Source organism: Metapseudomonas boanensis, from assembly GCF_018704125.1.
Classification (GTDB): Bacteria; Pseudomonadota; Gammaproteobacteria; order Pseudomonadales; family Pseudomonadaceae; genus Metapseudomonas; species Metapseudomonas boanensis.
The window spans coordinates 188,865-201,286 of record NZ_JAGTIS010000004.1 but is presented as its reverse complement, the minus strand read 5'-3'; the positions used below and the strand labels follow the sequence as shown (position 1 = coordinate 201,286).

The 12,422-nt window shown below is 63.7% G+C and carries 12 protein-coding genes; 5 read left to right on the top strand and 7 right to left on the bottom strand.

Annotated features, from left to right (window positions below; translation table 11 throughout):
- From hutU to J7302_RS10185, 5 genes are all read right to left on the bottom strand, one after another.
- On the bottom strand, window positions 1–1,680 hold the full coding sequence (gene hutU, locus J7302_RS10205) for a urocanate hydratase (RefSeq protein ID WP_215373481.1): 1,680 nt from the start codon (window positions 1,678–1,680) through the stop codon (window positions 1–3).
- 245 nt (window positions 1,681–1,925) lie between these two features.
- Entirely contained in the window at window positions 1,926–2,864 is a 939-nt protein-coding gene (locus J7302_RS10200; protein WP_215373479.1) for a class I SAM-dependent methyltransferase, read from the bottom strand.
- Between the two features lie 310 nt (window positions 2,865–3,174).
- On the bottom strand, window positions 3,175–3,660 hold the full coding sequence (locus J7302_RS10195) for an adenosine-specific kinase (RefSeq protein ID WP_215373477.1): 486 nt from the start codon (window positions 3,658–3,660) through the stop codon (window positions 3,175–3,177).
- Between the two features lie 70 nt (window positions 3,661–3,730).
- The gene (locus J7302_RS10190; RefSeq protein WP_215373475.1) at window positions 3,731–4,333 is read right to left on the bottom strand and encodes an NADPH-dependent F420 reductase; all 603 of its coding nucleotides are present in this window, start codon (window positions 4,331–4,333) and stop codon (window positions 3,731–3,733) included.
- Window positions 4,334–4,369: 36 nt separating this feature from the next.
- On the bottom strand, window positions 4,370–5,119 hold the full coding sequence (locus J7302_RS10185) for an SDR family NAD(P)-dependent oxidoreductase (RefSeq protein ID WP_215373473.1): 750 nt from the start codon (window positions 5,117–5,119) through the stop codon (window positions 4,370–4,372).
- A 108-nt stretch (window positions 5,120–5,227) separates the two neighbouring features.
- On the opposite strand from J7302_RS10185, the gene J7302_RS10180 reads away from it, so the two are divergent.
- A complete protein-coding gene (locus J7302_RS10180) occupies window positions 5,228–6,157 on the top strand; it encodes a LysR family transcriptional regulator (protein WP_215373471.1) in 930 nt (309 codons plus the stop codon).
- Window positions 6,158–6,167: 10 nt separating this feature from the next.
- Here the strand turns inward: J7302_RS10180 and J7302_RS10175 are convergent, their stop codons facing one another.
- Window positions 6,168–6,926, bottom strand: coding sequence for a CHAD domain-containing protein (locus J7302_RS10175; protein WP_215373469.1), 759 nt, complete (start codon window positions 6,924–6,926; stop codon window positions 6,168–6,170).
- Window positions 6,927–7,416: 490 nt separating this feature from the next.
- On the opposite strand from J7302_RS10175, the gene nirB reads away from it, so the two are divergent.
- The 3 genes from nirB (at window position 7,417) to J7302_RS10160 (ending at window position 10,808) form a co-directional block, all read left to right on the top strand.
- Window positions 7,417–9,978, top strand: a complete 2,562-nt coding sequence (nirB, locus tag J7302_RS10170) for a nitrite reductase large subunit NirB (RefSeq protein WP_215373466.1) — start codon at window positions 7,417–7,419, stop codon at window positions 9,976–9,978.
- Window positions 9,978–10,358 carry a nitrite reductase small subunit NirD gene (gene nirD / locus J7302_RS10165; RefSeq protein ID WP_215373464.1) on the top strand — a complete coding sequence of 127 codons (381 nt, stop codon included), beginning with the start codon at window positions 9,978–9,980 and terminating at the stop codon, window positions 10,356–10,358. The genes nirB and nirD overlap by 1 nt, the downstream gene beginning before the upstream one ends.
- Before the next feature lie 87 nt (window positions 10,359–10,445).
- Complete coding sequence (locus J7302_RS10160; protein WP_215373461.1) at window positions 10,446–10,808, top strand: VOC family protein; 363 nt, start codon at window positions 10,446–10,448, stop codon at window positions 10,806–10,808.
- 7 nt (window positions 10,809–10,815) lie between these two features.
- On the opposite strand, the gene J7302_RS10155 is transcribed toward J7302_RS10160, so the two are convergent.
- Window positions 10,816–11,475 carry a gamma-glutamylcyclotransferase gene (locus tag J7302_RS10155; RefSeq protein WP_215373459.1) on the bottom strand — a complete coding sequence of 220 codons (660 nt, stop codon included), beginning with the start codon at window positions 11,473–11,475 and terminating at the stop codon, window positions 10,816–10,818.
- 262 nt (window positions 11,476–11,737) lie between these two features.
- On the opposite strand from J7302_RS10155, the gene J7302_RS10150 reads away from it, so the two are divergent.
- On the top strand, window positions 11,738–12,421 hold the full coding sequence (locus tag J7302_RS10150; protein WP_215373457.1) for a response regulator: 684 nt from the start codon (window positions 11,738–11,740) through the stop codon (window positions 12,419–12,421).
- Window position 12,422 lies beyond the last annotated feature (1 nt).

The following is a 12,422-nucleotide window of genomic DNA, read 5'->3' as shown; positions in this document are numbered from 1 at the left end:
TCAAGCTCCTTTGCCAATCATCGGCAGGTTCAGACCTTGCTCGTGGGCGCAATCGATGGCGATCTGGTATCCGGCGTCGGCATGGCGCATCACGCCGGTGCCAGGGTCGTTGGTCAGCACGCGGGCGATTCGCTCAGCCGCTTCGTCGGTACCGTCACAAACGATCACCATGCCGGAGTGCTGGGAGAAGCCCATCCCCACGCCGCCGCCGTGGTGCAGCGAGACCCAGGTGGCGCCGCTGGCGGTGTTCAGCAGGGCGTTGAGCAGCGGCCAGTCGGAGACGGCATCGGAACCGTCCTGCATGGCTTCGGTCTCGCGGTTGGGGCTGGAGACCGAGCCGGAGTCCAGGTGGTCGCGGCCGATCACGATGGGTGCGGACAGCTCGCCGGAGCGGACCATTTCATTGAAGGCCAAACCCAGTTTGGCACGTTGGCCCAGGCCGACCCAGCAGATACGTGCCGGCAGGCCCTGGAAGCTGATGCGCTCGCGCGCCATGTCCAGCCAACGGTGCAGGTGGGTGTCGTCCGGGATCAGTTCCTTGACCTTGGCGTCGGTCTTGTAGATGTCCTGCGGGTCGCCGGACAGCACGGCCCAGCGGAACGGCCCGATGCCACGGCAGAACAGCGGGCGGATATAGGCTGGCACGAAACCGGGGAAGTCGAAGGCATTGGCCACGCCTTCTTCCTTGGCCATCTGACGGATGTTGTTGCCGTAGTCGAAGGTCGGGATGCCTTGCTTCTGGAAGTCCAGCATGGCCTGCACGTGCACGGCCATGGACTGTTTGGCGGCCTTGACCACCGCCGCCGGCTCGGTCTGCGCGCGGTCGCGGTACTGTTCCCAGGTCCAGCCAATCGGCAGGTAGCCGTTGAGCGGGTCGTGGGCGCTGGTCTGGTCGGTGACCATGTCCGGGCGCACACCGCGACGGACCAGTTCCGGCAGGATTTCAGCGGCGTTGCCATGCAGGGCAATGGAGATCGCCTTGCCTTCGGCGGTGTATTTGGCGATGCGCGCCAGGGCGTCGTCGAGGTCTTTGGCCTGCTCGTCGACGTAACGGGTCTTCAGGCGGAAGTCGATGCGGCTTTGCTGGCATTCGATGTTCAGCGAGCAGGCGCCGGCCAGGGTCGCGGCCAGCGGCTGGGCGCCGCCCATGCCGCCGAGGCCGGCGGTGAGGACCCAGCGACCGGTCAGGTTGCCGTTGTAGTGCTGGCGGCCGGCTTCGACGAAGGTCTCGAAGGTGCCCTGGACGATGCCCTGGCTGCCGATGTAGATCCAGCTGCCGGCGGTCATCTGGCCGTACATGGCCAGGCCCTTGGCATCCAGTTCGTTGAAGTGTTCCCAGTTGGCCCAGTGCGGCACCAGGTTGGAGTTGGCGATCAGCACGCGCGGGGCGTTGGCGTGGGTCTTGAACACGCCGACCGGCTTGCCGGATTGCACCAGCAGGGTCTCGTCGTCATTCAGTTCTTTCAGGGTCTCGACGATCTTGTCGTAGCACTCCCAGTTGCGCGCGGCACGGCCGATGCCGCCGTAGACCACCAGTTCCTTCGGGTTTTCCGCGACCTCGGGGTCGAGGTTGTTCATCAGCATGCGCAGCGGCGCTTCGGTCAGCCAGCTTTTGGCGTTCAGCTGGTTGCCACGCGGGGCGCGGATTTCGACATCACGGAAACGGGTTGGCTTGTTCATCGTGGGCTCCGAGAAGACTGGTTGCCTGTTGTTGTTGGATTTGCCGCTTGGGCATGGACGCATATAAACATGTCTATACAACCATAATCAAGAGGATTTTATCGGACAATTTCCGGGCGCTGAAGCACGGCTGGGGGCAAAGGGCTGTGCGCCCGTTCACGGGGTGGGAGGGAAGGCGTGGCTAGGCGTTACCCGGCTGTCAATGCAGCCAGGTAGGCAAAGTGATTGCATTTAAGGAAAGGCGATCAGCCCTGGACGAATACCAGGGCCTTGAGGCCGCTGTCGGAGCTGACATCGGCGAATTCCGGCGGGTTTTCCAGGCGCTGTTCGAAACGCAGACTCGGCGCTTCCTGGGCCATGCCCGCGATGAGGAAGTCCGGGCCGATGGCGGGGTCATTGACGCAGGCCAGCACCACGCCATTTTCACTCAGCAGCTCCGGCAGCCGTCGCAGGATCTTCTGGTAGTCGCGGGTCAGGGCGAAGCTGCCTTTCTGGAACGACGGAGGGTCGATGATGACGAGGTCGTAAGGGCCTTCTTTCTTGACCTTGCCCCAGGACTTGAACAACTCGTGGCCGAGGAAGCTAACCTTGCCTAGGTCGTGCTGGTTCAGTCGATGGTTGTCGCGCCCACGGCTAAGGGCAGCCCTGGCCATGTCCAGGTTCACCACGTGTTCGGCCCCACCGGCGATGGCGGCAACCGAAAAGCCGCAGGTGTAGGCGAACAGGTTGAGCACGCGCTTGCCGCTAGCCTGCTGCTGTACCCAGCGACGACCGTAGCGCATGTCCAGGAACAGGCCGCTGTTCTGCTTCTTGCCGATGTCGAGCTTGAAGCGCAGGCCGTTCTCAGTGATGTGCCACTCCTCGATCTCATCCCCCACCAGAAATTCCGTGGCGCTGTCCAGTTGGTAGCGGTGCTGCAGCAACAGGGTGTGGGCCTTGCTCTGATGCCAGGCGGGCGATTTGGCCAAGGCCAGCAACATGGCTTTCAAGTCGGCCAACTCGTCGGCAGCGGGTTCGCGAAAGAGGGAGACCAGCAAGACGCCTTGCAGCCAGTCGGCTGTGATCTGTTCGAGGCCTTCCCAGCGTCGGCCGCGACCATGGAAGAGGCGGCGGACATCGTCGGGGGCGGTGCTGAGCGCGGTGGTGAGATGTTGCAGGAGGATGCCGAGAGCTTCTGGGGTCATGGTTCGTTGTCTGTGGAAGAGCGTGCGGCATTTTACGCGTAACCGGAGGGGGCTGCTGTGTTTGTGGTGGGCGATGGGCAGGCCTGCTTGGTGGATGAATTGGCTATGTCCCAGCCAAGTGTTGCAACTGGCTGCATTCGCTGTAGCAGCGAGCTTGCTCGCGAATCGGACCTTTTCGCGAGCAAGGACTCGGCGTCCCCTGCTCCTACAAGACGCTTCGCTCGACGGTCTATTCCTGGCAACAGCTAGCGCAGACAGGGCCAATGATTTCGCCCCTACAGGAAAAACATCCCGTCGCTCGGCTCAGCCCTCACAACTTGTAGCCGATCTGCCGCAGCAGGCTCTTGCGCCAGAGGATATCGTCGTCACCTTCGATGCCTGTAGGACGCAGGCCGTCCACCACCCCGAGCACGGCGCGGCCCTGCCCGGTTTCGGCGAGGATCACCTCTGTCGGATTGGCCGTGGCGCAGAATATGCGGCACACCTCGGGCACCATCTTCAGTGTGTTCAGCACGTTGAGCGGGTAGAAACCGTCGCCCAGGAAGAGGATGAAGCTGTGCCCCGCGCCGATGGCCATGGCGTTCTTCTGGGCCAGTTCGACCATCGCGCTATCGGTGCCGGACCAGCGCACCAGGCATTTACCCGAGGCTTCGCAGAAGGCGAGGCCGAACTTGATGCCGGGTACGGCGCCCACCAGCGCTTCGTGGATGTCTTCGATGGATTTGATGAAATGGGTCTGGCCAAAGACGAAATTGGTGTCGTCCGGCTTGTCGATCTTCACGGAGATGAGTTGCATGTCGAGCGCCTCCCAACCTGCTGCCAGGCAGCAGGTTAAGCATAGTTGCCGAGGGTGGCGCAGTCGGGTTTCAGCCGAACTTGACCAGGTTGAGGGCCGGCAGCGGGCCACCGGGGAACTGCACGAGGCTGCCGCCGACGCTGAGGGCCCCGAGGTCGATGCCGAAGAAGCCCAGCTGCTCGATGAGCCCGCCCACCTGTGCTTTGGCGTGGGCGTCGTCGCCGGAGTAGAGCAGCACGCGCCGGCCGCCTTCGGCTTTCGGGTCACCGGATACCAGGTGTGGTTGCAGGTGGTTGAAGGCCTTCACCACGCGTGCGCCCGGCACCAGGTCGGTGAACGCTTCGCTGGACAGCCGGCCGCTCAGCTCGGCGGGTTTGAACAGCGGCGCTTCGATCGGGTTGTTGGCGTCGATCACGATGCGTCCGCCGAAGTCCGGCAGGCCGTCGAGGGCTTCCGGCAGCCTGGACCAGTTGACCGCGACCAGCACGATGTCCTGGGCGGCGGCTTCTTCACGTGTTCCAGCCTTGATGCTCGGACCCAGTTCGCGAACCAGGTCCGCCAGGGACTCCGCCCCGCGGCTATTGGCGATGACTGCTGCGATGCCCTGATTGGCCAGGGCCTTGGCGAAGGCGGAACCGATTGCGCCGGCGCCGATGATGCCGATGGTGCTCATGGTGATGCTCCTTCAGTGGGGGCAGGGATCAGTAGGTCAGGCGGTGAAACCGCCGTCGGCGATGATGTCGGCGCCGGTGACGAAGGCCGCTTCCGGGCTGGCGAGGAAGGCGACGACGCTGGCGATTTCATGGGGCTTGCCGTAGCGGCCGATCGCGATGCCGGGGCCGACGATTTCGCTCACCGGGCCGCCATCCGGGTTCATGTCGGTGTCGGTCGGGCCAGGGTGCACGGTGTTGACAGTGATGCCACGCGGGCCGAGGTCCCGGACCAGGCTGCGGTTGAAGCCGGCGACGGCGCCTTTGGTCAGGGTGTAGAGCGACGCGGTGGGGAAGGCTGCGTAGTGGGTCATGGACGAGCCGATATGGACGATCCGCCCTCCGGCCTTCATGTGACGCACGGCTTCCTGGGTGGCGACGAACACGCCGGTGACATTGACCGCGATCATGCGCTCGTAGGTCTCGAAGGGAATGTCTTCGATGGGGCCACCGAGGCCGAGGCCAGCGTTGTTGACCAGGATGTCGATGCCGCCGAAGGTCTCGACGGTGGCGGCAACAGCTGCACGTACGGCGGAGGGATCACCCGCGTCGGCGGCAATGGCGACGGCGCGGCCGCCTTCGTCTTCGATAGTGCGTACGACCTCAAGGGCTTTTTCCGGCGATGCGCTGTAGGTCAGGACGACGGCGGCGCCATCAGCGGCAAGGCGCTTGGCGATGGCTGCGCCGATGGAGCGGGAGCCGCCGGTGACGAGTGCGGTCTTGCCGGCAAGGGGAAGGGTAGTGGTCATTTCGATGAACTCCATGGGTTGGGGGTGGAGTCACTATCGCTCGTTGATTACTCTTTGATTAGACACTAATGGATTGAATGATCTTCAAGCATTTGTTTAAGGAAGCCCATGGAAACCCTCGCCAACCTGGAGTCCTTCGTCCGCAGTGCCGAGACCGGCAGCTTCTCCGCCGCGGCACGCCGCCTCGCCCTGACACCGGCAGCAGTGAGCCGCAATGTGGCGATGCTTGAGCGCAACATCGGCGTGCGGCTGTTCCAGCGCTCGACGCGCAAGCTGACCCTGACCGAGGCGGGCGAGCGCTTTCTGGAAGCTATTGGTGGCAACCTGGAGGCGCTGCAGGCGGCCATTGCCAGCGTGGGGGCCGATCAGGGAGAGCCGGCTGGCGTGCTCAAGGTGAGCATGGCGCCGAGCTTCGGCATGACGTACCTGCTGCCGCTGCTGCCGGCGTTCCGCGCGCGATATCCGCAGGTGCGACCGGAGTGGCATCTGGAGAACCGCTCGGTGGACCTGATCGCCGAGGGCTATGACGTGGCCATCGGTGGTGGTTTCGAGCTCTCTTCGGGCGTCGTGTCGCGGCCAGTTGCACCGGCTCACATCATTGCCGTCGCCTCGCCCGCTTACCTGGCCGGCCGTGCGGTGCCGACCAGCCCTGAGGAGCTGGCTGACTTTGACGGTATCGTGATGCGCTCGACCCGCACCGGCCGTGTGCGCCACTGGACGATGCGGGATGTGGCTGGCGCGGAAATGGCCGCCCACTTGCCCGAGACCATCATGCTCAACGACCCTGCCGCCATGCGCGAGGCTGCGCTGCTGAATCAGGGCGTCGCGCTGCTGGCGGTGCCGGATGTGTTGCCCTGGCTGGAGCGTGGCGAGCTGGTGCGGCTGTTGCCGCGCTGGTATGCGGATGCCGGGTCGATCTCGATCTACTATGCCAGCCGCACCTTGCTACCGGGCAAGACCCGCGCGTTTATCGACTTCGTCACCGAGACATTCGCCCGCGAGCGCCTGGCCGAGCGGTTCGCCGGCAGTCTGGGTTGAGCTGGCAGGATTATTCCAGGCACTCGGCCAAGCGCACCAGGTCCGCTTCTGCCTGCAGCAATGCGGCATTGCCTTCCGTCTGCCAGCGGTGGAGCAGGGGGTGAAGGTCCGGTTCCTGTTTGGCCTTCAGGCACCACTGGAAGTGGTCATGCCAGGTGCCCAGCGCCGACTGGAGGGTTTTCAGTGCAGCTGCTGTTTCGGTCGAGATTGGCGAAAGATCAGGATAAGCGTCGGCGGCATAACGAGTGCGTTTGACCCGTAAGCGTATCTGGTGCCGGTCATGGGCCGGATCTGACAAAGCGGCTTTCAGCGATTCCACCTGTTTTTCCAGGCGATTGAGTACGCGTTTCTTCATGCCGCGCAGTTCCCCGTCCTGTTCAGCCGCACGGAATGCCGTCGGCCATTCATCCAGGCAGGTAAAGAATTGCTGGAGTGTCGAACTCTCGATAATCGCGGCGTAGCTGGCAGCCAGGGTGTCCTGGCGCACATTGGCGGGGCCGTTGAGCCCCTTGCGGCGGAGTTCCTGGATCAGCACTTCCAGGTCGCGCACGGGCGTAGTCATTTTGCCGACCTCGGCTGCGGCCTGGTCTAGATCTGTCACGTCGTCCTTGCCGCGCAGCGGGCGAAGCAGGCTGCGCAAGCGGCGCAGATTGATTCGCAAGTCATGCAGGGCTTCATCGTCAGTACCGGCGGCTAGGCGCATGTAGGCGTGGTAAAGCCCGGTTTCCAGCATCAGAACCTGGGCGACTATCCCATCGACGAATGACATTGCGTTCCCTCGCGGAACTCATTGGTCCATGCAGATTAGCCGACTGAACTTACATTGAACCAAAGCCCATTGTGACCAGATCTGGCTGCTGGGTTCGGCGCAAGGTTGGGGCGTCGGCAGCGTGCTCGCACTTTTTTGGGGCCTGCCAGTGGACGCGCCGAGGTGCGCTGCTTGTTTCCTGAAATAGAGTCATTTGGTGCTGCAAGTACCGAAATAGACGGGCCTGGCCGGTCTATTGGCGAGGTATTTCGAAAGCTGGCACAACCGCTGCATAGCCTTGATCGAGCCCACCCCGAACAGGTGGTTGGGCAGCCTGGACGATCAATGGCGATCGCAGGTCCCATCAGGACCCCAGGCTCCTGAAGGTGCGCCCGGCAGCGAGGCCCGGCGGCACCCAAGAACGAACAGGCAAAGGCGCCTGGAACCCCCTTGGTTCCAGGCGTTTTTTTTTGCCCCCGAAAACGTGATTGGCTTGGTCCGGGTGCTACTTATGAACTCCAACGTCGCTACCTTCAATGATGTGCAAACGCTGGTCGTCATCGGCAATGGCATGGTCGGCCACCATTGCGTCGAACAACTGATCGAGCGCGGTGCACTGGACCGCTATCGGTTGCATGTATTCAGCGAAGAGCCGCTGCGCGCTTATGACCGTGTGCACCTGTCCGAGTACTTCGCCGGGCGCGATGCCGAGTCGCTGGCGCTGGGCGAGGCCGCGCTGTATCAGCGCCCCGGCGTCACCCTGCACCTGGGCGTACCGGTGCTGGAGATCGACCGTGAGCGCCGCGAGGTGATCACCGCCGAGGGCTGCGTGCATTACGACAAGCTGGTGCTTGCTACCGGTTCCTATCCTTTCGTGCCGCCGATCGAGGGCGCCGAGGGCGATTCGCGCCTGGTGTATCGCACCCTGGCCGACCTCGACACCATTCGCGCGGCTGCTAACAAGGCGCGACGTGGTGTGGTGGTGGGCGGCGGCCTTCTCGGCCTCGAAGCGGCCAATGCGCTGAAATCCCTCGGCCTGGATGCCCATGTAGTGGAGTTCGCCCCGCGCCTGATGCCGGTGCAGCTCGACGATCAGGGTGGCCAGGCGCTCAAGGCGCGGATCGAAGCGTTGGGCGTGGGCGTTCACCTGTCCAAGGGCACCCAGTCCATCAGCGCGGGCAGCGAGTACCGCTACCGGATGAACTTCGCCGGCGATGATTTTCTGGAAACTGACCTGATCGTCTTCTCCGCCGGCATCCGGCCGCAGGACGCGCTGGCCCGCCAATGCGGGTTGGAGCTGGGACCCCGTGGTGGCGTAGCCATCGATGGGCAGTGCCTGACCAGCGACCCGGACATCTACGCCATTGGTGAATGCGCGGCCTGGAACGGCAGCATCTACGGCCTGGTCGCGCCGGGCTACCAGATGGCCCGCGGCGTGGCCGCGCAACTCTGCGGCGAAGCCGCCGATCCCTTCATTGGCGCCGATATGTCCACCAAGCTCAAACTGCTGGGTGTGGACGTGGGCTCCATCGGCGACGCCCACGGCGCGCTGCCGGGCGCCCGCAGCTACCGCTTCATCGACGAAGCCACCTCCAGCTACCGGCGCCTGGTGGTTTCCGCCGACGGCAAGCAGGCCCTGGGCGCTGTGCTGGTTGGCGACAACAGCTACTACGACACGCTGCTGCAATACGTGCAGAACGGCATCACGCTGCCAGCCGATCCCTCCAGCCTGATCCTGCCGCTGGGCGAGGCGGCCCCGGCCCTGGGCGCGGACGCGTTGCCGGCCACCGCCACGGTCTGTTCCTGCCACAACGTCAGCAAGGGCTCGATCTGCTCCGCCATCGATGGCGGCTGTACGGATCTGGCCGGCGTCAAGGCTTGCACTAAAGCGGCTACCGGCTGCGGCGGCTGCGCGGGGCTGCTCAAGCAGGTCGTCGAGCATGAACTCGCTGCCCGTGGCGTGGCGGTGGACAAGAGCCTCTGCGAACACTTCGCCTACACCCGGCAGGAGCTGTACGGGATCGTCCGTGTAGAAGGCATCGAGACCTTCGAGGAGATGCTCGCCAAGCACGGCCGCGGCCATGTCGGTTGCGAGATCTGCAAGCCGGCCATCGGCTCCATTCTCGCGTCCTGCTGGAACCGCCCGATCCAGGAGCCCTGGCTGGTGCCGTTGCAAGACACCAACGACACCTTCATGGCGAACATGCAGAAGAACGGTACCTACTCGGTAGTGCCGCGCATCCCCGGCGGCGAAATCACGCCGGAGGGCCTGATCGCCATCGGCGAGGTGGCGAAGAAATACAACCTCTACACCAAGATCACCGGCGGCCAGCGCATTGACCTGTTCGGCGCGCAGCTCCACGAGTTGCCGGGCATCTGGGGCGAGCTGATCGCCGCCGGCTTCGAAACCGGCCATGCCTACGGCAAGTCCACCCGTACCGTAAAGTCTTGCGTGGGCAGCACCTGGTGCCGTTATGGCGTGCAGGACAGCGTGAAGATGGCCCTCGACATCGAGCATCGCTACAAGGGCCTGCGCTCGCCGCACAAGCTCAAGTTCGCAGTAAGCGGCTGCACCCGTGAGTGCGCTGAGGCGCAGAGCAAGGATGTCGGCGTGATCGCCACCGAGAAGGGTTGGAACCTGTACGTCTGTGGCAACGGCGGTATGCGCCCGCGTCATGCCGAACTGTTCGCCACGGACCTGGATGACGAAACGCTGATCCGCTACATCGACCGCTTCCTGATGTTCTACATCCGCACCGCCGACAAGCTGCAGCGCACCTCGGTCTGGCGCGAGAGCCTGGAAGGCGGGCTGGACTATCTCAAGGCGGTGATCATTGACGACAGCCTGGGCCTGGCTGCGGAACTGGAGGCGCAGATGCAGACGGTGGTGGACCGCTACGAATGCGAGTGGGCCAATGCCATCCAGGACCCGGAAAAACTCAAGCGCTTTCGCACCTTCGTCAACGACCAGCGCGGAGACCCTGACATCCATTTCGTCAACGAACGTGGGCAGCGCCGCCCGGTGAAAGCGGCAGAGCTCAACCTGATTCCGGTAGCCGAGGAGGTGGTCTGATGGCCCAAGTAAGCGCGCAACGCATCGATTATCAAATGGCCCAGGGCGGCCAGTGGCAGGCCCTTTGCGGCCGTACTGACCTGGTGCCGAACTCCGGCGTGGTGGCCTGGGTGGACGGTGCTCAAGTGGCTCTGTTCTACCTGCATGACGCGGAGGGCGAACGCCTGTTCGCGGTGGACAATCGCGACCCGCTCTCAGGCGCCAACGTGATTGGCCGGGGCATCGTCGGCCACTTGGGTGGTGCGCTGGTGATCGCCTCGCCTTTGTACAAGCAGCATTACCGCCTGGATGACGGCGCCTGCCTGGAGTACCCGGAGCAACGCCTGCGTGTCTGGCCGGTGCGCCTGCGCGGCGAGACGGTGGAGATCGACCTGGCCTGAGGGGGGCGGTCGACGACTGGCGTGGAGCGGGCGAGGGGCTGGACTATGCTTGGACCGTCCAAGCACTTTCGACAAGCCGGAGCGCCCATGACCGTCCTACGCATCGTGGCCAATATCGCCGTCCCTGATCCGGAACTCGCCCGCGAGTTCTACCAGAAACTGCTTGGCCTCGATCTGGTGATGGATCATGGCTGGATAATGACCCTGGGCTCCGGCGCGAGCACCGTGCCGCAGCTCAATGTGGCGGAAGAGGGTGGCTCCGGCACGCCGGTGCCGGACCTGTCCATCGAGGTCGACAACGTCGACCTGATCTACCGGCGGGCACGTTCGGCGCAGCTGGAGATTCTCTACGGGATCATCGACGAACCCTGGGGCGTGCGGCGCTTCTTCGTTCGCGATCCCTACGGCGTAGTGCTGAACATCCTCACGCATCGCACCAGTGAAGGTTGAGTGCGATTCAAGTGAAGCTGAAGACGCCCTGTTTGCAGCAGCGCACAAGGGCATCTTCCAGCTTGCGATCCGGCATGGCATGTGCGCGCAGGCTGTTGACGGTCTTCTCGACGTAATCGCGAGTGCTACCGTAATGGCCGCTGGCATGGGTGAAGACCAGGCGCAGTACATGGTCGGGCAGGGCGCCGGCATAGCAGGACAGTTCACGTCGCAGGACGAAGCCGAGTGCCTGCACTTTTGCCCCGCCAGCCAACTGGCAGTTGAGCCATTTGGGCTGGTAGGCGGCGTCGGGCATCTCGCGTTGCCAGAGGGCGAAGAGGTGTTGTTCCAGTCCCTCTTCGGGCAGGCGATAAGCAAATCCAGCGCAAGAGCCGCCGCGATCGAGGCCCAGCACCAGGCCGGGGGTTTCCGGCGTCCCACGATGGAGCTGCGACCAGAGGTATAGGCCCCGGTGGTAGCCATGAATGCGCGCGCGGCGACTTTCGACGGCTGGGCACTCCGGACGCCAGATCAATGACCCGTAAGCAAACAGCCAGACTGGCCCGCCACGGTGTTGCGCCATGGTGGCGTCGAGCGATGCGTGCAATTCGGCGAGGGTGAGTTGAACTGGCTGTTCGAGCAGCGGCGGGTAGGGGGCGATCAGTCGGTCGTGCGTTTGGCCGGACATAGCGTCAGCGCGGTCTCCGGAGCGTGCTGAGAGATGTTTTACCAGTTGGTGGGCGCCAGGCGTAGGGGCTTTCGTCGATTTTTTCAGGGCTGGCTGACGTTTGGTCGCGATGGCCCGCGCGATTGGTCGGAAAAGAGCCTCGTCCGACGTGTTGTGCCGCTTGGTCGCAGCTTGTGGGCGGCGTTGATGCTAATACTGAATCAGCGCCCCATGCGTTCTTGTCAGTGCGAGGGCATGGCTGTTCAGCCTTGAGGATTTGGCAGTGGCCGCCAAGATCAGGATCGGCATTGTTGATGACCATCCGTTGCTGCGGCAGGGGGTGGCATCGGCGCTCAAGCGCATTTCGGACTTCCAGGTGGTGGAGCAAGGTAGCTGTGCCGATGATGCGGTCGACATTGCCGTGCGCTTCGCCCCGGATGTGCTGCTGATGGATGTCAACATGCCGGGTGATTGCTTTGGCGCCATTCGCTCCATCAGCTCTGCCGCTCCTGGGGTGCGGGTCATGATGCTGACGGTATCCGAGTGCGAGGACGATGCCTACGCAGCGCTGGAAGCGGGGGCTCAAGGCTACGTGCTTAAAGGCGTTAGCGGGCCGGAGTTGGTACAGGCAATCCGGAAAGTCGCGGGAGGTGAAAGTTTCATAACCCCGGCTTTCGCCAGCCGCTTGCTGAACCGCCTGAGACAGCTCCAAGAGCATGAGCGGCACCGGATCGAGCTGACCCATCGCGAGGAACAGATCATCCGCGAGGTGGCTCAGGGCCTGACCAATCGTGAAGTGGCCAACAAGCTCGGTCTCAGTGAGAAGACGGTCAAGTACTACATGACCAATGTCATGCAGAAGCTGCACGCACGAAATCGCGTGGAGGCGGTTACTGCCGCACGCCGGCAGTGGGAAGTCGAAGGTGCTCCGTCGGCGGATCACGATGCACAGGAGAAGCCGGACTAGA

Bases quoted from the DNA above. Each gene is read 5' to 3' on its own strand.
- hutU (WP_215373481.1), bottom strand. From the start codon at position 1,680: ATGAACAAGCCAACCCGTTTCCGTGATGTCGAAATCCGCGCCCCGCGT.
- J7302_RS10200 (WP_215373479.1), bottom strand. From the start codon at position 2,864: ATGACCCCAGAAGCTCTCGGCATCCTCCTGCAACATCTCACCACCGCG.
- J7302_RS10195 (WP_215373477.1), bottom strand. From the start codon at position 3,660: ATGCAACTCATCTCCGTGAAGATCGACAAGCCGGACGACACCAATTTC.
- J7302_RS10190 (WP_215373475.1), bottom strand. From the start codon at position 4,333: ATGAGCACCATCGGCATCATCGGCGCCGGCGCAATCGGTTCCGCCTTC.
- J7302_RS10185 (WP_215373473.1), bottom strand. From the start codon at position 5,119: ATGACCACTACCCTTCCCCTTGCCGGCAAGACCGCACTCGTCACCGGC.
- J7302_RS10180 (WP_215373471.1), top strand. From the start codon at position 5,228: ATGGAAACCCTCGCCAACCTGGAGTCCTTCGTCCGCAGTGCCGAGACC.
- J7302_RS10175 (WP_215373469.1), bottom strand. From the start codon at position 6,926: ATGTCATTCGTCGATGGGATAGTCGCCCAGGTTCTGATGCTGGAAACC.
- nirB (WP_215373466.1), top strand. From the start codon at position 7,417: ATGAACTCCAACGTCGCTACCTTCAATGATGTGCAAACGCTGGTCGTC.
- nirD (WP_215373464.1), top strand. From the start codon at position 9,978: ATGGCCCAAGTAAGCGCGCAACGCATCGATTATCAAATGGCCCAGGGC.
- J7302_RS10160 (WP_215373461.1), top strand. From the start codon at position 10,446: ATGACCGTCCTACGCATCGTGGCCAATATCGCCGTCCCTGATCCGGAA.
- J7302_RS10155 (WP_215373459.1), bottom strand. From the start codon at position 11,475: ATGTCCGGCCAAACGCACGACCGACTGATCGCCCCCTACCCGCCGCTG.